We start from the raw sequence: 20,033 nt of genomic DNA, 5'->3' as shown, positions 1-20,033 counted from the left end.
ACAGTCTGTCAAGATCCTCTTTTTGATTCATTTCTATTGAGTTCTAGGTTCCGTCTCAGCAAAAAATAAATTTTGCGATGAAGAAAAATTTATTTTGCAAAATCATCCGCTACCAGTGTATTACTTGCTGTTAATAGCCGCCTGTGCTGCTGCCAATCTTGCAATTGGTACACGGAACGGAGAACAAGAAACATAATCCAGGCCAATCTTATGGCAGAACTCTACGGAAGAAGGATCTCCGCCATGCTCGCCGCAGATACCGATATGAAGATTCGGATTTACTGGTTTTCCTAATTTAATTGCTGTCTCCATTAACTTACCAACGCCAGTCTGATCAAGTTTTGCAAATGGATCATTCTCAAAAATCTTAGCATCATAGTATGCCTCTAAGAATTTACCAGAGTCATCACGGGAGAAACCAAAGGTCATCTGTGTCAGGTCATTGGTACCGAAGCAGAAGAAATCAGCTTCTTTTGCAATTTCATCTGCAGTAAGGGCAGCTCTTGGAATCTCAATCATTGTACCTACTTCATATTCTAATTCAATACCAGCAGCAGCGATTTCTGCATCAGCAGTCTCTACTACTACTTTCTTTACATATTTTAACTCTTTGATATCGCCGATTAACGGAATCATGATTTCCGGTTTCAAATTCCAGTCTGTATGAGCTTTCTTTACATTGATTGCCGCACGGATTACTGCGCTTGTCTGCATTTTTGCAATTTCCGGATAGGTAACTGCAAGACGGCATCCACGGTGTCCCATCATTGGGTTAAATTCATGTAAGGAATCAATTAAAGCCTTAATATCTTCTACTGATTTACCCTGAGCATCTGCCAGTTTCTTAATGTCTTCTTCTTCAGTAGGAACGAACTCATGCAATGGCGGGTCCAGGAAACGGATGGTAACTGGGTTTCCTTCCAAAGCTTCGTATAATTTCTCAAAGTCTCCCTGCTGATAGGGAAGAATCTTATCCAGAGCAGCTTCTCTTTCTTCTACAGTATCTGCACAGATCATTTCACGGAACGCAGCAATTCTGTCCTCTTCAAAGAACATATGCTCAGTACGGCAAAGTCCAATACCTTCTGCACCCAGTTCACGTGCTTTCTTAGCATCAGCAGGTGTATCTGCATTGGTACGAACCTTTAAGGTTCTGTATTTATCAGCCCATGCCATAATTCTTCCGAATTCGCCTGCGATCGTTGCGTCAACCGTAGGAATCAAACCATCATAAATGTTACCTGTCGTACCATCAATTGAGATCGGATCTCCTTCATGGTATTCTTTGCCTGCTAAGGTGAATTTCTTATTTTCTTCATCCATAGCAATGTCTCCGCATCCAGATACACAGCAGGTTCCCATACCACGTGCAACAACGGCTGCATGGCTGGTCATACCTCCACGAACAGTCAGAATACCCTGAGCAGCTTTCATTCCTGTGATATCTTCTGGAGAAGTCTCAAGACGTACTAATACAACCTTTTCACCCTTTTCTGCCCATGCCACAGCATCATCAGCAGAGAACACAACTTTACCGCATGCTGCTCCTGGAGAAGCGCCAAGTCCTTTACCAGCAGGTGTTGCCGCTTTCAATGCAGCAGCATCAAACTGAGGATGCAGTAAAGTATCAAGGTTACGCGGATCAATCATAGCAACTGCTTCTTCTTCCGTTCTCATGCCTTCGTCTACCAAATCGCAGGCAATTTTCAGAGCAGCCTGAGCAGTTCTCTTACCATTACGTGTCTGAAGCATATAGAGCTTTTCATTTTCAACAGTAAACTCCATATCCTGCATATCTCTGTAGTGATTTTCCAATGTAGCGCAAACTTCTGTAAACTGTTTGTATGCTGCCGGGAATTTTTCCTCCATCTGAGCAATTGGCATTGGAGTGCGAACACCTGCAACTACGTCTTCACCTTGTGCATTTGTCAGGAATTCTCCCATCAGTTTCTTCTCGCCAGTAGCTGGATCACGAGTAAATGCAACACCTGTACCGCAGTCATCGCCCATGTTACCAAATGCCATACTCTGTACGTTTACAGCAGTACCCCAGGAATAAGGAATATCATTGTCACGACGGTATACATTTGCACGAGGGTTGTCCCAGGAACGGAATACAGCTTTTACTGCTCCCATTAACTGTTCCTTCGGATCATCTGGGAAATCCTCACCGATTTTCTCTTTATATTCAGCCTTAAACTGAGATGCAAGCTCTTTCAAATCTTCTGCTGTCAGGTCAACGTCTTGTGTTACGCCCTTGTCAGCTTTCATTTTATCAATCAGCTCTTCGAAATATTTCTTGCCAACTTCCATAACTACGTCAGAATACATCTGGATAAATCTTCTGTAGCAATCCCATGCCCAACGAGCATTTCCTGATTTCTCAGCAATTACATTTACAACAGTCTCATTCAGACCCAGATTCAGGATGGTGTCCATCATACCAGGCATGGAAGCTCTTGCGCCGGAACGTACAGATACCAGAAGTGGGTTCTCTTTATCGCCGAATTTCTTTCCTGTAATCTCTTCCATTTTGCCAATGTACTCATTGATCTGTGACTGAATCTCATCATTAATCTGACGTCCATCTTCATAATACTGAGTACATGCTTCTGTTGTGATAGTAAAACCCTGTGGTACCGGAAGACCTAAGCTGGTCATTTCAGCAAGGTTCGCGCCTTTTCCTCCAAGAAGTTCACGCATGCTTGCATTTCCCTCTTTGAAGAGATAAACCCATTTGTTTGCCATTTGAATTCCTCCTAAAATTTACTTTGGTTTATTGTTATGCAGATATGGACGGTTGGCCGGAAATATCTTTGCCTTGTTATTCCGCATCTGCCATTACACAATGAGACAGTGGATGATTTCTCTATTCTTATCATTCCACAATAAGACGGTGCACGACTCTAAAGCGCACATATATATTCTAACATATTTTGGAATAATAGCAAGTCTATTTTTTCGTTTTTTTGTTATTACTCCGGCGGTTAAATATCGCAGCAGATGAGACAGAACAAATTTTCATATAAGACAGAAGATGAAACTGCAGCAGCAGCTGCCAAAAAAACAGGACTGCCCGTTTCTTTTGAAAAAGGGCAATCCTGTTTTTTGGTAACTGTTGCTGCAGCGCCAACTCTATGATAATTAAAATTCAAACTTATCTGCAAAATATGCATCCAGTTCTTCTATCTTCACTCTTTCCTGCTCCATGCTGTCGCGGAACCGTACGGTTACTGCACCGTCATTTTCTGATTCAAAGTCATAGGTCACGCAGAACGGCGTTCCGATTTCATCCTGTCTCCGGTAACGCTTTCCGATATTTCCTCTGTCGTCAAATTCACAGTTATATTTTTTGGATAACTGTGAGAAAATTTTCTCTGCGCCTTCATTCAGCTTTTTGGAAAGGGGCAGAACACCGATTTTTACCGGAGCGAGAGCCGGATGGAAATGAAGCACCGTCCTCATATCCGGTTTTTCTTCTGTTCCGATATTTTCCTCATCATAGGCAGAGCAGAGGAACGCCAGAACCACACGGTCTGCGCCCAGAGAAGGCTCAATTACATAAGGAATGTATTTTTCCTTCTTTTCATCGTCAAAATAGCTCATGTCCTGGCCGGAAGTTTCCTGATGACGGGTCAGATCATAATCGGTACGGTCTGCAATTCCCCAAAGCTCGCCCCAGCCAAAGGGGAACAGAAATTCGAAGTCTGTGGTGGCCTTGCTGTAGAAGGACAGTTCTTCCGGATCATGGTCGCGCAGACGCAGCTCTTCTTCTTTCATGCCCAGGTTTAAAAGCCAGTCGCGGCAGAAACCTCTCCAGTATTGGAACCACTCCAGATCCGTTCCGGGCACGCAGAAAAATTCCAGCTCCATCTGTTCAAATTCCCTTGTACGGAAAGTAAAGTTTCCGGGCGTAATCTCATTACGGAAAGATTTTCCAATCTGGCAGATGCCGAAAGGAACTTTTTTGCGGGAAGTCCGCTGTACATTTTTAAAGTTTACAAAAATACCCTGGGCTGTTTCCGGACGCAAATACACGGTATTCTTCGCATCCTCCGTAACTCCCTGGAAGGTTTTAAACATTAAGTTAAACTGGCGGATATCCGTAAAGTTGTGTTTGCCGCAGGAAGGACATGGAATCTGATGCTCTTCAATGAAATTCACCATCTGTTCCTGGCTCCAGCCGTCTACGGTTCCATCCAATGCAATGCCTTTTTCTTCTGCATAATCCTCAATGATTTTGTCTGCCCTAAACCGCTCATGGCATTCCCGGCAGTCCATCAAAGGATCGGAAAATCCTCCTAAATGCCCGGAAGCCACCCAGGTCTGCGGATTCATCAGGATGGCACAGTCCACGCCTACGTTATACGGGTTTTCCGTCACAAATTTCTTCCACCATGCCTGCTTCACATTATTTTTCAGCTCCACGCCCAGATTGCCGTAATCCCAGGTATTTGCAAGGCCTCCGTAAATCTCGGAGCCTGGATAAACAAAACCTCTTGCCTTTGCCAGTGCCACGATTTTTTCCATGGTTTTTTCCATATTGCTACCTCTTTCTTATTATACTTTTGCTCTTTGCTGTCATTTCATTCTGTCCGCTGCCAGTCAGGCGGCATGATTCTTCTGCCGGATTCGTTTTGCGGCATGATTCTTCTGCCGGGCCCGTTATTCATATATCACATATACCAGCGCAGACTCTTCCCCGTCCTCTGCCTCCTCCGGAAGCTGAATGGATACAGTATCCTTTGCTTTCATCGTTGTATACCGGGAAGATACGTACTGAATGGCGCCGTCTACTTTAACGTCAACCTTTTCACTTAAAATAATCACTTTTGCATCAAGATCTGCAACCGCGTCTTTCTTTACGCTTCCGGCGGCTTCCCCGTCCTTAATCTCTGTAAAATCTTCCTCGAAGCTATAGCCTTCTGCCAATGCTTGGGGAATGGTTCCGGAAAATAAGGTAACATCATTGAAATTCTGATATTCTTCCGTGCTGCCGTACTTGATGAACAGCCGGGCAACGCCGTCTTCTACGGAAAATTCATCAATGCTCACTGTATTTTTTCCATGCTCCTCCTGATAATCCGATACCCTTTCCTCAATATAATTCTTAAGTTCTTCTTCGTCATAATAATCTTTGTCAAAATCTGCGATAGCCGCACTGACTACATTGCCTTTTTTCTGTATGTACACGGTATCACGATCTGCCTCCAAAGATTTCCCACATCCTGTCAAAAGCCCGGCTGCCACAATCAGAACCAGACTGATGGAAATAAATTTTTTCATGCTCAACCTCCTCAAAGTCTAATACGTGAATCGCACATATTATACTCTTTTCTGGCTGTGATTGCAACTATTGATTTCCGGATTTGGAAGAAATTCCCCTAATCTGGGCGGCAAATCCTTCGTTTTCTTCCAATATCTGAAGGGAATGAAACTTCTGATCGATGTAAAATGCCATATATTCATTCATAATATCCTCCAGATTCTCCAAAACGGCTTCTGAGACTGTGAACGTATACAGTTTTTCAATGGTGGAGGTTATGATATACTGCATGGCATAGAGGGTGGAATCATCCACGGCTCTGCTGTTTTCCTGCCCTTTACAGTTCTTGCAGAGCATACCGCCGGCCTTTGTGGAAAACCAGTGAAGATTTTCTTCTGTTTCACATGACATGCAGGAAAATACATTGGGGTATTCTCCGTTTACCACCATGGTTTTCAGCTCAAAAATCCGGCGTACCAGCCGGTTGTCTAAAGTCTCCTTTTCCAACGCTCTGAGAGACTGGTAAAGGAGTTTTAACATATGTATTTCTTCTGTGTTTTCTCTGGCGTAATAATCTGCCAGTTCCAGAAAATAAAATCCGTAACAGGCATTTTCCATATGCTCTGCCAATTCCCGGAAATAATTGGTGATCTCCGCTTTGACAATAGTATAAGAGCTTCTCCCTTCGTATGTCTCAAAACTGCCGAAGGAAAAAGGGCTGACCGCCGCCATCAGCTGATTGCCCGGCCGCCTTGCGCCTCTGGCAAAGGCGGAAATCTTGCCTCTTTCCTTCGTCAGCAGCATGACTCTTCGGTCATATTCTCCCACCGGGGCCGCAGATAAAATCATACCTGTCAGCGTTATGGTCTGCCCCATCTCTTCTCACACTCCCGCCTTTCTCTTCTCGCTCTGCCATCATTGAGAGGGCTGCTTCCCTGCTCCCATGACCTTTGTAAGTTAAGTAATCCTGAATGCTTCCTGTGCTTGCAAATTTCGTCCATTCCTGCGCTACCATCTGGATGCCCCCTTGTTCTTCGTTTGCTTCTTACAGTCTGCCAGATTCCGAAATGCCTGCGCAACGGCAAGTGATGCAAAAGGCAAAAGAAAACAGCCTGCAACTGTAATTAATATTAGGGTATCCGTTCGGTTTCCAGATATACCAGATAAATTCTGGCAGAACCGGAGCTTCCTTATTCCTCAAAGCCGCAGTATTTTATTCCTCTTCCCGGTAACCGAAATTCTTAATCAGGAAATCACTGTCCCGCCAGTCTTTTTTGACCTTCACCCATAACTTTAAGTTCACCTGACGTTCCAGCATTTTTTCAATTTCAAACCGGGCGTTGCTGCCTATTTTTTTCAGCATTGCGCCGCCTTTTCCTATAATAATTCCCTTGTGGGAATCCCGTTCGCAGATGACGGTGGCCTCAATATCTGTAATTCTGCCGTCTCTGCGCTCCTTCATCCGTTCGATGGTAACGGCAATTCCATGGGGAATTTCTTCATTTAAAGCATGAAGTGATTTTTCACGGATAATTTCCGCCACAATCTGACGCTCCGGCTGATCGGTAATGGTGTCCTCGTCATAGAACATCGGGCCGTAGGGCAGGTATTTGAAAATCAGCTCTGTTAAAATGTCCGTATTTTCTCCCCGCAGGGCTGACAGCGGAACGATTTCCGCAAAGTCATATTCCCTTCGGTACGTGTCGATGGCGGCAAGCACTTCCTCTGGCTTGACGGTATCGGTTTTATTGATAATCAAAAGCACCGGCGTAGTGATTTTACCCAGCTTTTCTATAATATGCCGTTCTCCGGCACCGATAAAGCTGGTCGGTTCCACCAGCCACAGCACGGCGTCCACATCCTGCAGCGTCCGTTCCGCCACATTTACCATATATTCTCCCAGCTTGTTTTTGGCTTTGTGAATGCCTGGCGTGTCTACAAATATAATCTGGCCCTTCTCCTCCGTATACACCGTCTGGATACGGTTTCTGGTGGTTTGGGGCTTCTTGGAAGTAATGGCAATCTTCTGTCCGATTAAATGATTCATCAGCGTAGATTTCCCCACATTCGGCCTTCCTATCAATGTTACAAATCCTGATTTTATATTCTGCTCCATATTTTCTCCTAAAGATTCTTCAGCTCCAGAAACAGTCCTTTTTCTTCTTTCAGTTTCTCTTCGTTTCCAATCACGCAGAATGCGTTTTCTTTCAAAATTGCCCTTACAATGCCGGACAGGCTTCTGATATCCTCCTGCGTAGCCTTGAGAATTTCCTCCCGCTCTTTCTGAAGCGTTTCTTCTGTGATTCCTGTAAGGTAAGCCGTGGCGCTTCTTCCCGTTTTTCCTGCCGGCGTCAGCGGCGCGTCTACGCTGCTGAAGGTTCCTAAAATATAGCCGGTCATTTCCTTCTCCGTTGCCTGGAACTGATCTAAATATTCCGGAATCCCTTCATAAACTTCATTGGTTTTTGACAAATTGGGGTCCCGGTAGGAGGTAAAATAGCCGTCCCCTCTTCTGGTAAACCCGCTCATGCAGCCGTAAGCCCCGCCCTTTACCCGGATGTTAAGCCAAAGGTAATCATAGCTTAAAAGGACTTTCAGTATCCGCAGAGTTCCCGTATATTCATATCCTGCCCGCTTAAAATTCCCGGCCCTGGAAACATACTGCACCTGAGACGCATCCAGAAAGCCTTCGTTTTTCTTTTCCAGGGAAATGGAAGGCTCTGATTTTTCCGGTATCTGTTCCGAAAGGACTGCTTTGACAGCGGGAAGCTCCTGTTCCAATGCTTCCATTCCTTCCGGTTCTGCGCCGATGCTGATCATCAGATTGTCTCTGCGGAAAATAAACGGCATCAGGGCTTCCAGTTTTTTGCTGATGAAATCTTTTTTCTCAGAAAAATGCTCTTCCAGATCTTTCACTAACTGATAAAATTCAATTCCCTGAACCATATCGGTATAGCGGGCGCTTTCTGAAAAATAAGACATGGCCCGTATGGAGGATACAGAATGCCCGCTGGAGCTTAAAGATATCTGCAGTCTGGATTTTAACTGGGCTAAAATCTCATAGAGCCGTTCGTATCTGCGGAAATTGCTGCCGGAGAGAATCTCCCGGACAATCTCAGCGGTTTTTGGAATCTCATGGTACAGGGTTTTTATTTTTATCTCATATTTCAGGAGAATGCGGTTTTCCCGGGCATGGGGATAAATGCCGATTTCACTGAAAATGCCTCCGGTATGGAGATTAATTTCATTGGCAAGCTCCTGAAAACTGTGGGAAGCGGTGTCCACATAGCCAAGCACAGACTTTAAAATGCCAAGCCATGGAATATCCTCTCTGGCAATTTCACCCACATCAAAAAGCAGGCTGAAGTACGCAATTCCGTTGGTATCAATATCATGGCACAGCATCAGGGTATCATCGGTTCTGTGTTCCCGGATATATAATTTTTCTCCGGTCTTTTTGATATCCTCTCTGGAAAGCATGGGGATTGTGTCCAGAGCCTCCGGCGCAGAAGGCTCCTCCTGATATTGTTTCAGATGATGAGTAAAATCAACTACCGCCTGCTGTTCCTCTAAAGACAGAGAAGCTTTGTACTCTGCTAATTTTTTCGCCAGATCCTCTTCTCTTTTTGCATTCAGCCCGTATTCCGGCTTTGCCAGAACCACAGAGGCATGAGGATTTTCCAGAAAATATTTCTGAAGCAACTGCTCAAAATATCCCGTTTCTGTCTGGGATTTTAAAAATTCAATAATTTCCAGTTCCTCCAGGTGTAAAAACGGCTGATTTTCATCGTAAATCCAACTGTCCAGACACTTGATTCCTAAAAGGAGCCCTTTGGGGAAGGAACCGTAATCGGCCTCCCTGTACCGGAATTCGAAACTGTTGATCCCGGCCATAAGTGATTTCCGGTTAATGCCCTGGCTTACCTGATCCTTCAGCACCTTTTGGATGATATTCAAAAATTCTTCTTTCCGTTCCGGATTGCTGTTTTTTACGATGATAGAAAACAGGGGCTGCAGGCTGCTGCAGTCAAAGGAGGCCATAATGTCCTTGCCGATTCCGGCGTCTAAAAGAGCCTGCTTTAAGGGAGCCCCCGGCGCGCTGAGCAGTGCGTAATCCAGAATGTCAAAGGCTACGTACAGTGTTTTGTCCAAAATAGTTTCAATGCTCACATTATAAGACAGATAAGTGTTGTCTTTTAATTCCTCGCCGCTGGCTATATGATAGGGTATGACAAGTTCCCTGGGCTGTTGGAAGGGCTTCTGGATTTTTATCTCAGAATCTACGAAAATCCTGTCGTATTTGCTGAGATATTCCCGGTCAATCCAGTTTAATTTTTCCTCCATATCCATATCCCCGTAAAGATAAAAATAAGAATTGCAGGGATGGTAATATTTCTGGTGGAATGCCAGAAATTGTTCATAAGTCAGCTCCGGAATATTTTCCGGATTTCCGCCGGATTCAAAGGCATAGGAGGTATCAGGATAAAGGCTGTTTAAAATCTCCCGCTCCAACACGCCGTCAGGGGAGGAAAAAGCGCCTTTCATTTCATTGTATACTACTCCGTTGATGGTAAGGGGCGCGTCCAGGCTTTCCATTTCATAGTGCCATCCCTCCTGGCAGAAAATTTCCCTGCATTTGTAAATATTGGGATGAAAAACCGCGTCCAGATAGACTTCCATTAAATTTTGAAAATCCTTGTCATTGCAGCTTGCAAGGGGATAAATTGTTTTATCCGGATATGTCATGGCATTCAAAAATGTATTTAGAGAGCTTTTGGCCAGCTCCACAAAAGGATCTTTCACCGGATATTTCTCGGAACCGCACAATACGGAGTGTTCTAAAATATGGGCCGCCCCGGTGCTGTCTAAAGACGGAGTGCGGAATCCCACATAAAATACCTTGTTGTCGTCCTCATTGGAAATCAGGCAGATTCTGGCCCCGCTCTTTTTATGCTTCAGCAGGAAACCTTCGGACTTGATGTCCTCTAAGTGCTTCTCTTCCAACAATTCATACGCGCTACAGTTTTTCAGATTCATTTTCATTGTTCCTTTCTGCTTCTTCTTGATTCTATTTTCTGTCTGATATATCTATTCCCCGTTCCAGATAAAGGCCGTTACTGTTTCAGCTCCACCGTCAGATGGTTGTAGGGAATTTCAATCTGATTTTCATCAAAGACCTCTTTGATGCGTTCATTCAGCCGCCATTTTACCTGCCAGTAATCAGCAGCCGCCACCCAGAGCCGGCAGCCCAGCCTGACGCTGCTGTCTCCCAGTTCATCCACGAACACTTGCCAGTCCTCTTCTTCCATCCGGGACGGTTCTGACAAAAGAATTTCTGACAAAAGCTTTTTGGCGCGGCGGATATCTGTGTCATAGGAAACGCCCACATATACATCCACTCTCCGCCTGTCCTGCTGTGTCACATTGGTCAGACTGGCATTGGCCAGCGTTCCGTTGGGGATCACCACCGTCCGGTTATCCGGCGTTGACAGCTTGGTGTAAAAAATCATAATTTCTGCCACTGTTCCTTCATTCCCATGGGTATCTTCCATAATATAGTCCCCCACTTTAAATGGTTTAAACAAGAGAATCAGAACGCCGCCGGCAAAGTTGGACAGGCTGCCTTGAAGGGCCAGACCCAGGGCCAGGCCCGCCGAACCCAATACCGCCACGATGGAAGTGGTCTCCATGCCAAGCTCATTAATTACTGCCATTGCCAGAATCAGATACAGTGTAATTTTGGCGCAGGAATCCAGAAACTGCTTCACTCCTTCGTCCACTCCGGAACGTTCCAATGCCCGCCGCAAAAGCCTCCGCAGCCACCCAATGATTTTTCTGCCGATGAAATAAATCAGAACTGCAAGGACAGCCCGGAAGGCAAAATTAACCAGATGCGGAACCAGGTCATCCAGGTAACTTTTCAGAAATCCCGGTTCTGCAACTTTTTCCAACTGCTGAAGCTCCGCCAGATTGTCTGTGATGGATTCTGCCAGCAGGATTCTCTCTGTCAGATAATTTGCTGTATTTGTCAAAAACATTTCGCTTCTCCTTGTTTCAGGCGCCAGTCTCCATATTGTTCTGTTGACACCTGCATATAAATTCACTATAATTATTATAGTATAATATTTGCGCTGCAAAGGCAAACAATATTTTCAAATGAAAGATAAAAAGGAGGTAATGTACATGAGCAGTTCCCAACTAATTAACATCGTAGACGTCATCAGCCATTCGTTCCGGCATCTTGACCCGCGTCTGATTGATCACGGTGAACGCGTTGCATATATTCTGATGAAAATGCTGACAGATACCAGTTACTACACGAAGCAGGAAAAGCAGGACATCTTTATGCTGGGGCTGCTTCACGATATCGGCGCATACAAAGGGGAAGAGATTGACTCCATGCTGAGCTTCGATATGAACGATTCCATGGAGCATTCTGTGTTTGGATATCTTCTGCTTCAGAATTTCTCTCCTTTATCAGATTATGCAGATATTGTTTTGTATCATCACCACTGCAATGCCCAGTATTATCCGGTTCCCATCGGCAATTATCACAGAGATATGGCCAAACTGATTTATCTGGCAGACCGGATTGATATTTTCTGCGTGCTGAACAATGCAGAGAATCTGAATTCATTTTTAGGCAGATACAGTGAAGCTGTATTTCCGGATGCCGGAATCCGCTGGTTTTATGAAGCGGATAAGAAATATCGGATTTTGGAACATCTGCAGAACAAAACATACCAGGAAGAAGTTGCCTCCTATACCAAAGAACATCTGCTCCTGTCGGAAGAGCAGATACGCAAGTACCTGATGACTTTTATTTTTTCAGTGGATTTCCGGAATGAATATACAGCGCTCCACACCAGTTATGCCGTGTATTTAACGGAAAATCTGTCCCATACGCTGCATTTGCCCGACGCATCTGCCAAGCCGGTACAGCTTGCCGCCATGCTGCACAATATCGGAAAAGTGGCGCTGTCCTCGGATCTGGCCAGTGCGGATGATTATGACTGCTACCTAAAAGAATTATATCAGAATTCCACCATGGACGTGACCAGAAAAATACTGTCCGATACGGTAGACGCTCAGATTTTGAAGATTATCACAGAATCCTTCCAGATTATAAAATGCTGGTCCAGAAACGAGCCTCTCACGTTCACTCCCTCCCCGGCAGGAGAGATTGTGGCCCTTTCTTATTTTATCAGCAATATGATGATTCCGGGCGGGCATATTTCCTATCGTCCGAACCTGACTGATTTTTTAAAAGAACGATATAAGAGCTGCAATATGGACAGTACCATCCTGATGACGCTGGAAAAATATTTTCCGCAGATTATGGAACAGACCAGGGTCTCCTGTGAATCCATGTTCCGTATTTATCATCATGTGATGGATGAATTTCACTATCTGAATACGATACTGCTTCATTACAATACAAAGTACCGGCAGTAATGAGAACAGGAGGAAACTGACTGTGAAACACAGACGTTTCCCCCTGTAATTTTATTATTTTACAATTCTGACTTTCAATACGCTGTCAATCTTTTTCAGCTGCTCCACAGCCGCTTCCGTTACCGGAGAATCAATATCCAGAAGGGAATAGGCAAAATCGCCCCGGCTCTTATTGGTCATATCGGAAATATTGATATTGTTCTCTCCCATAACGGCAGTGTATTTTCCGATAATGCCTTTGACATTTTTGTGAAGAATAGCCACCCGGCCTGCCCCGGAGCAGACACCCATGTCACAGTTGGGGTAATTGACGGAATTGCGGATATTTCCGTTTTCCAAAAAATCCCTGACTTCCTGTACAGCCATTACTGCACAGTTATCTTCCGATTCTTCCGTGGACGCGCCCAAATGGGGAATCAGGATACATCCTTCCTGTCCTGCAGTGGCGCTGTTGGGGAAATCGGAAACATATTTCTTTACTTTTCCTTCTTTGATGGCCGCTAAGATTGCTTCCTCGTCCACCAGTAAATCCCTTGCAAAGTTCAGTATCACAACGCCTTCTTTCATCTGCGCGAAGGCTTCTTTGTTCAGCATCTTTTTCGTGCTCTCAAGCAGCGGAACATGGATCGTAATATAATCGCATTCCCGGTAAATGTCTTCCACATTGCTGATATGTTTGACATTCCTAGACAGGCTCCAGGCCGCATTGACCGAAATAAAGGGATCGTAGCCGCATACTTCCATCCCCAGATGGGTAGCGGCATTGGCCACCTTGACGCCGATTGCGCCCAGGCCGATAACGCCTAATTTCTTACCTGCGATTTCGCATCCTGCAAAGGCTTTTTTGGCTTTTTCCACATCCTTACTGATGGTTTCGCTTTCTTTATTTTCCAGTACCCAGTTAATTCCTCCGGTGATGTCCCGGGAAGCCAGAAGCATTCCTGCAAAAACCAGTTCTTTGACGCCGTTTGCATTGGCTCCGGGTGTATTGAATACCACAATTCCCTGCTCTGCGCATTTTTCCAGGGGAATATTGTTCACGCCGGCGCCTGCCCGGGCAACAGCGCAGAGCCCTTCCGGAAATTCCATGTCATGCATGGCTGCGCTTCTCACCAGGACAGCCTGGGCTTCGTTGATGTTTTCGGTTTTTTTATACTCCTGGCTGAATAAATCCAGTCCCACATTGGCAATGGGATTTAAGCAATGATATTGGAACATTTTAATTCTCCTCTTCAAATTTTTTCATAAAGGCCACTAATTTCTCCACGCCTTCTTTCGGCATGGCATTATAAATACTTGCCCGCATTCCGCCTACGGTTCTGTGGCCCTTTAAGTTTACAAATCCTGCAGCCTCCGCCTCTTTTACAAATTTAGCGTCCAGCTCCTTGTCTCCTGTAACAAAGGGTACGTTCATCAGGGATCTGTCCTGTTTTCTTACGGTTCCCCGGAACATTTTGCTTTCGTCCAGGAAATCATACAGAATTTTGGCTTTTTCCTCATTGCGCTGCTTCACAGCCTCTAAACCGCCCATTTTTTTCAGCCATTGGAATACTTTTCCGCAGATGTAAATGCCGTAAGCCGGCGGTGTATTGTAAAGGGATTCCGCGTCTGCATGGGTTTTGTATTTCAGCATGGTAGGCGTGCCGGGCAATGTATCATCGGTGATCAAATCTTCCCGGATAATGACAATTACCACGCCTGCAGGGCCGATATTTTTCTGAACGCCGCCGTAGATAATGCCGTATTTGGATACATCCACCGGCCCAGATAAGAAACAGGAGGACACGTCTGCCACCAGCGTATGGCCTTTGGTATTGGGCAGCGTTTGAAACTTTGTTCCGTAAATTGTATTGTTTTCACAGATATAGACATAATCTGCATCCTCTGGAATATCCAGATCAGAGCAGTCCGGAATATAGGAAAAAGTCTCATTCTCAGAGGAAGCCACTTTTACTGCCTCTCCGTAAATCTGCGCCTCCTGAAATGCCTTTTTCGCCCACTGGCCGGTTACGATGTAAGCGGCTTTTTTATGTTTCATCAGATTCATGGGGATCATGGCAAACTGTTGGGAAGCTCCTCCCTGCAAAAACAGTACTTTATAGTTATCGGGAATATTCATCAGTTCCCGCAAATCAGCTTCTGCTGTTTTGATGATGCTGTCATATACCTTGGAGCGGTGGCTCATTTCCATTACGGACATGCCGCTGCCCTGATAATCCAGCATTTCATCTGCCGCCTGCTGTAAAACCTCCTCCGGCAGAACCGCCGGTCCTGCGGAAAAATTGTAAACTCTGCTCATTGTTTTCCTCCTCTTTCTTACCTGCACAATTCTTTCTATGTCAATAGTAACATTTCACAGTTTTAAGCCTCTGTTCGTGTATTGCTTTCAGCTCTGCTTCATATCTCCTTCATCAAATGCCTCGCTGATGGCAGCTCCGGGCGCCACCATGGGCCACACCTTGTCGTCGCTGTCAATGATACAGTCAATGACTGCGGGCATCTCACAGGCGAGAGCCTTCGCAAAAGCTTCTGCAAATTCTTCTCTGGTGGAAGCGCGGTATGCCTTCGCGCCCAGGGCTTCCGCCAGTTTCACAAAATCCACACTGTCATTTAAAACGGTGGCTGAATAATGCTGTTCATAAAATAAAGTCTGCCACTGACGCACCATGCCCAATACATGGTTATTGACCACTACCTGTATCAAAGGAAGCTTCTGCCGCACTGCCGTGGCAATTTCATTCATATTCATGCGGAAACAGCCGTCCCCGGCAATGTTTATCACCTGTTTCCCCGGATTGGCAATCTGCGCCCCGATGGCCGCCCCCAGGCCATAGCCCATGGTTCCAAGCCCTCCGGAGGTAATCAGGGTGCGGGGTTTCTTGTAACGGTAAAACTGAGCCGCCCACATCTGATGCTGTCCTACTTCAGTTACCATAATGGCGTCGCCTTTGGTCTGCCTGTAAATTTCTTCGATAAGATAAGGGCCGTTCAGACCGTTTTTCGGATATTTCAAGGGATAGGATTCTTTGTACTCCATAATCTTTGAGATCCATTCCTCATGATTCTGCTGCTCCAAACGCTGATTTAACCGTATTAAAATTTCTTTGATATCTCCGATGACATGAGCGTCGGTGACGATATTTTTATTGATTTCCGCCGGGTCCACATCAAATTGAAGAATCTTGGCATGTCTGGCAAATTTTCTGGCATTTCCGGTCACCCGGTCACTGAATCTTACGCCGACTGCAATCAGCAAATCACATTCGCTGACGCCGTAATTGGAGGTTTTCGTTCCATGCATCCCAAGCATTCCCGTGTATAAGCTGTGGTTTCCGTCAAAGGCCCCTTTTCCCATCAGGGAATCGGTAACCGGCGTTTGTACTTTTTCTACAAATTTCAAAAGCTCCTGACTGGCTTCGGAAATCACGGCGCCTCCTCCTACAAACAGATAAGGCTTTTTGGACCTGCGGATCATATCCACCGCCTGGTTCAAGGCTTCTTCTGTAATGTTCTCGCAGCACCGTTTCTCCGGCTGAATTGTAACCGGGTGAAATTCTGTCTGATTGGCAGTGACATCCTTTGGGATATCCACCAGAACCGGCCCCGGCCGGCCCCGGCCGGCAATCCGAAAGGCCCTGCGGATGGTATCGGCCAGTTTTTCTACTTCCTTTACAATAAAGTTATGCTTGGTAATGGGCGTTGTGATTCCCGCAATGTCAATTTCCTGAAAACTGTCTTTTCCGAGCAGCGGAACTGTAACATTACAGGTAATGGCTACCATGGGAACGGAATCCATATAGGCTGTGGCAATTCCGGTTACCAGATTGGTGGCTCCCGGCCCTGAAGTTGCCAGGCACACGCCCACTTTACCGGTGGAGCGGGCATATCCGTCGGCCGCATGGCTTGCGCCCTGTTCGTGGGAGGTCAGAACATGTTTTATCTCATGTCTGTGTTTATATAATTCATCATACACATTTAAAATGGCTCCTCCCGGATAACCAAAGACAGTATCCACACCTTGCTCTTTCAGACATTCTATCACAATCTGTGCTCCTGTCAGCTGCATATTTTCCTCTCTTTCCGGGCAGACGGACGCCGCCGTCTCCCTTCCTGTTATTTTTGAATCCTTTCTGCAATCAGGTCTCCCATTTCACTGGTTCCTACCTGAGTGACAGAAGATTTTTTCTCTTCCTCCTGAGGCATAATGTCAATGGTACGGTAACCCTCCTTCAACACCTGTCTGACTGCCGACTCCACTGCGTCCGCCTCCTGGTCCAGATCCAGGGAATAACGCAGAAGCATTGCGGCGCTTAAAATAGTTGCAATGGGATTGGCAATTCCTTTTCCAGCAATGTCCGGCGCAGAACCGCCGCTTGGTTCATACAGGCCGAATTTGGTATCGTTTAAGCTTGCCGAGGACAGCATCCCAATGGAGCCGGTTACCATGCTTGCCTCGTCTGATAATATATCACCAAACATGTTCTCTGTCAAAATCACATCAAATTGTTTCGGATCTTTTACCAACTGCATGGCGCAGTTATCTACCAGCATATGCTCTAAGGCAACTTCCGGATAATCCGCTGCCACTTCTTCCACTATTTTTCTCCAGAGCCGGGAGGAGTCAAGCACATTTGCTTTATCTACGCTGGTTACTTTCTTCCGGCGCTTCATGGCAATGTCAAATCCCCGTTTGGCGATTCTGCGTATTTCCTGTTCGTTGTAAGTCAGGGTATCCTCAGCGGTCATAAGGCCCTCCCGCTCCTCGGTTACCCGTTTTCCGAAATAAAGCCCTCCGGTCAGTTCCCGCATAATCATCATATCGAATCCGTCTCCGATAATATCTTCTCTGAGGGGGCAGGCTTCCTTTAACTCTTCATACAGATATGCAGGCCGCAGGTTGGCAAACAGATTCAGGGATTTGCGCAGCTTCAGCAATCCGGCTTCCGGTCTTAATTCCGGCGGAAGCTGATACCAGGGGGAGGTGCTTGTATTTCCGCCGATGGAACCCATCAGAACTGCCTCCGCCGCTTTCGCCTGGGCAATGGCTTCGTCTGTCAGAGGAACTCCTGTGGCGTCAATGGAAACGCCGCCCATCAATATCTCATCATAGGAAAAGGTATGTCCGTATACCTGTCCTGTTCTATCTAATATTTTCTTTGCTTCCTTCACAATTTCCGGCCCGATTCCATCTCCGGAAATTACTCCAATTTTATAATTCATTCCCGTTCTCTCCTTTGCATCTGTGGGATTTGACAATCAATAGTACTACTATAGTATATTTGCCATGGGATTTCAACTGGAAAAGATATTTTTCTTTTTTATGGTTTTTATAAGTTGAAGTTATGGTATTGTGGGATTATATTATTTTTTGATATAGGACATTCTTTAAACATGGAATTAGGGGCTGTCGGATGGCCATGCGGCCCGCCGGACGGCAGGCTGAGCATGATTAGGGTTACTATCATATAAAAAGGACACTCTCCGGTCCAGCCTGAGAATGTCCTTATATTATTTGCTCTCTTTTTCTACTGCATCTTCCGGCTTCTCTACCATTGCAATGGACGCTTTCTGCATTGGGATACGACAGTTCTTGTTATTTCCAAATTCCATAATAACAGTATCTTCTGTGATATCAATGACCATTCCATAAAAGCCGCTGGTAGTTAACACGGTATCTCCCACCGCCAGTTCTGCCAACATTGCATTCTTTCTCTTGGTTTCCTTTTGCTGCGGACGTATCATCATGAAGTAAAGAGCTACCAACATGATCAAGATCCAGACGATGGAAAATCCGGCCGCCGCTTCTGTTTGAGCTAAAATAGACATTTGTTTTCCTCCTTATTGTCCATGCTTTTTGGACATATGGGATGCCCTTGGGCGCTTCCTCCTTATTGTCCATGCTTTTTGGACATATGGGATGCCCTTGGGCGCTTCCTCCTTATTGTCCATGCCTTTTGGACATATGGGATGCCCTTGGGCGCTTCCTCCTTATTGTCCATGCCTTTTGGACAGACACTTATTCTATTGTACACAAAATAGCAGGCAAGAGCAAGTGGTTTTCCAGGATTTATAAAAATTTTAGCAATTAACCGGTAGAAATTCCGGGCAGGCCATATGATTCTCATGATACTGCACTGTCATCTTCCCTCTGCTTCATGCCATATAATTTTTCTTCTTTATATGCATGGAACCGCCCCTGATCCAGCGCATCCCTGATTTCTTCCATCATGGTATTGTAAAAATACAGGTTATGGAGCACGCACAGTCTCATACCCAGCATTTCTTTCGCCTTTAACAGATGGCGGATATACGCCCTGCTGTAGTTTCTGCACGCCGGACACTGGCACCCTTCTTCAATGGGCCTTTGATCCTTTTCATATTTTCGGTTAAACAGGTTGAGTTTTCCCTGATTGGTGTACAGATGGCCGTGGCGCCCGTTTCGGCTGGGATATACGCAGTCAAAAAAATCCACGCCCCGTTCCACTCCCTCCAATATATTTGCAGGAGTTCCCACTCCCATCAGATACGTTGGCTTCTCCAGTGGGAGATGCGGCACCGTCACATCCAGAATATGGTACATCTCCTGGTGGCTCTCTCCCACTGCCAGTCCGCCGATGGCATATCCGTCCAAATCCAGTTCGGAAATCTGCTTTGCATGTTCAATACGGATATCGTCAAAAATCGCTCCCTGATTGATGCCGAACAGCATTTGATGACGATTGATGGTGTCCTCCTGCTGATTTAACCTTTTCATTTCCTTTTTGCAGCGTTTCAGCCAGCGCGCAGTTCTTGCAACGGATGCTTCCACATAGGAACGTTCCGCCACACTGGAAGGACATTCATCAAAGGCCATGGCTATGGTGGAAGCTAAATGGGACTGAATCTGCATACTCTCTTCCGGCCCCATAAAAATTTTCCTGCCGTCAATATGGGACTGGAAATATACGCCTTCTTCTTTGATTTTCCGAAGCCCTGCCAGGGAAAACACCTGAAATCCGCCGGAATCAGTGAGAATGGGCTTGTCCCAGACCATAAATTTGTGCAGTCCCCCCAGTTCCCAAATCAGCTCGTCCCCAGGGCGCACATGAAGGTGGTACGTATTGGAAAGCTGCACCTGTGTTTTAATCTGCTGTAAGTCCTGGGTGGATACTGCGCCTTTGATGGCCGCGGCGGTGCCCACATTCATAAAAACCGGAGTCTGAATCACTCCATGTACCGTATGGAATTCTCCGCGTTTGGCGCGGCCTTCCTGTTTTAATAATTTATACATAACAATTCCTTTCTGTTATTGAAATTTACAGGGTGTTATCTT

At 45.7% G+C, this 20,033-nt stretch carries 15 protein-coding genes; 1 reads left to right on the top strand and 14 read right to left on the bottom strand.

Going from position 1 to position 20,033, the window contains the following annotated elements:
- Window positions 1-120: 120 nt before the first annotated feature.
- The 8 genes from ppdK to ACTO17_RS04550 form a co-directional block, all read right to left on the bottom strand.
- Window positions 121-2,748 (bottom strand): pyruvate, phosphate dikinase, encoded by a 2,628-nt coding sequence (ppdK, locus tag ACTO17_RS04585; protein ID WP_172536607.1) that lies wholly within the window; start codon window positions 2,746-2,748, stop codon window positions 121-123.
- 396 nt (window positions 2,749-3,144) lie between these two features.
- The gene (locus ACTO17_RS04580) at window positions 3,145-4,542 is read right to left on the bottom strand and encodes a glycine--tRNA ligase (protein ID WP_172536605.1); all 1,398 of its coding nucleotides are present in this window, start codon (window positions 4,540-4,542) and stop codon (window positions 3,145-3,147) included.
- A 123-nt stretch (window positions 4,543-4,665) separates the two neighbouring features.
- A complete protein-coding gene (locus ACTO17_RS04575; protein WP_172536604.1) occupies window positions 4,666-5,286 on the bottom strand; it encodes a hypothetical protein in 621 nt (206 codons plus the stop codon).
- A 67-nt stretch (window positions 5,287-5,353) separates the two neighbouring features.
- Window positions 5,354-6,142 carry a DNA repair protein RecO gene (gene recO, locus ACTO17_RS04570; protein WP_482557046.1) on the bottom strand — a complete coding sequence of 263 codons (789 nt, stop codon included), beginning with the start codon at window positions 6,140-6,142 and terminating at the stop codon, window positions 5,354-5,356.
- On the bottom strand, window positions 6,081-6,281 hold the full coding sequence (locus tag ACTO17_RS04565; RefSeq protein ID WP_172536602.1) for a hypothetical protein: 201 nt from the start codon (window positions 6,279-6,281) through the stop codon (window positions 6,081-6,083). Before ACTO17_RS04565 ends, recO begins: the two co-directional genes overlap by 62 nt.
- Window positions 6,282-6,479: 198 nt before the next feature.
- The gene (era, locus tag ACTO17_RS04560; RefSeq protein WP_172536601.1) at window positions 6,480-7,382 is read right to left on the bottom strand and encodes a GTPase Era; all 903 of its coding nucleotides are present in this window, start codon (window positions 7,380-7,382) and stop codon (window positions 6,480-6,482) included.
- An 8-nt stretch (window positions 7,383-7,390) separates the two neighbouring features.
- The gene (locus ACTO17_RS04555) at window positions 7,391-10,303 is read right to left on the bottom strand and encodes an insulinase family protein (protein WP_482557056.1); all 2,913 of its coding nucleotides are present in this window, start codon (window positions 10,301-10,303) and stop codon (window positions 7,391-7,393) included.
- A gap of 77 nt (window positions 10,304-10,380) precedes the next feature.
- Window positions 10,381-11,304 (bottom strand): mechanosensitive ion channel family protein, encoded by a 924-nt coding sequence (locus tag ACTO17_RS04550; RefSeq protein ID WP_172536600.1) that lies wholly within the window; start codon window positions 11,302-11,304, stop codon window positions 10,381-10,383.
- A 145-nt stretch (window positions 11,305-11,449) separates the two neighbouring features.
- On the opposite strand from ACTO17_RS04550, the gene ACTO17_RS04545 reads away from it, so the two are divergent.
- Window positions 11,450-12,721, top strand: coding sequence for an HD domain-containing protein (locus ACTO17_RS04545; RefSeq protein ID WP_172536599.1), 1,272 nt, complete (start codon window positions 11,450-11,452; stop codon window positions 12,719-12,721).
- A 54-nt stretch (window positions 12,722-12,775) separates the two neighbouring features.
- Here the strand turns inward: ACTO17_RS04545 and ACTO17_RS04540 are convergent, their stop codons facing one another.
- The 6 genes from ACTO17_RS04540 to tgt form a co-directional block, all read right to left on the bottom strand.
- Window positions 12,776-13,939 (bottom strand): phosphoglycerate dehydrogenase, encoded by a 1,164-nt coding sequence (locus ACTO17_RS04540; protein ID WP_482557045.1) that lies wholly within the window; start codon window positions 13,937-13,939, stop codon window positions 12,776-12,778.
- Window position 13,940: 1 nt separating this feature from the next.
- Window positions 13,941-15,020 carry a 3-phosphoserine/phosphohydroxythreonine transaminase gene (gene serC / locus ACTO17_RS04535; protein ID WP_482557044.1) on the bottom strand — a complete coding sequence of 360 codons (1,080 nt, stop codon included), beginning with the start codon at window positions 15,018-15,020 and terminating at the stop codon, window positions 13,941-13,943.
- An 87-nt stretch (window positions 15,021-15,107) separates the two neighbouring features.
- The gene (gene ilvB, locus ACTO17_RS04530; RefSeq protein WP_482557043.1) at window positions 15,108-16,787 is read right to left on the bottom strand and encodes a biosynthetic-type acetolactate synthase large subunit; all 1,680 of its coding nucleotides are present in this window, start codon (window positions 16,785-16,787) and stop codon (window positions 15,108-15,110) included.
- Between the two features lie 47 nt (window positions 16,788-16,834).
- Complete coding sequence (gene leuB / locus ACTO17_RS04525) at window positions 16,835-17,941, bottom strand: 3-isopropylmalate dehydrogenase (protein ID WP_482557042.1); 1,107 nt, start codon at window positions 17,939-17,941, stop codon at window positions 16,835-16,837.
- A gap of 288 nt (window positions 17,942-18,229) precedes the next feature.
- Entirely contained in the window at window positions 18,230-18,547 is a 318-nt protein-coding gene (yajC, locus tag ACTO17_RS04520) for a preprotein translocase subunit YajC (protein ID WP_482557041.1), read from the bottom strand.
- A 295-nt stretch (window positions 18,548-18,842) separates the two neighbouring features.
- On the bottom strand, window positions 18,843-19,991 hold the full coding sequence (tgt, locus tag ACTO17_RS04515; protein WP_482557040.1) for a tRNA guanosine(34) transglycosylase Tgt: 1,149 nt from the start codon (window positions 19,989-19,991) through the stop codon (window positions 18,843-18,845).
- Window positions 19,992-20,033 lie beyond the last annotated feature (42 nt).

The sequence above is a fragment of the Petralouisia sp. genome (assembly GCF_056822245.1).
The sequence above is the reverse complement of the archived record's forward strand: the minus strand, read 5'-3'. Positions and strand labels throughout refer to the sequence as shown.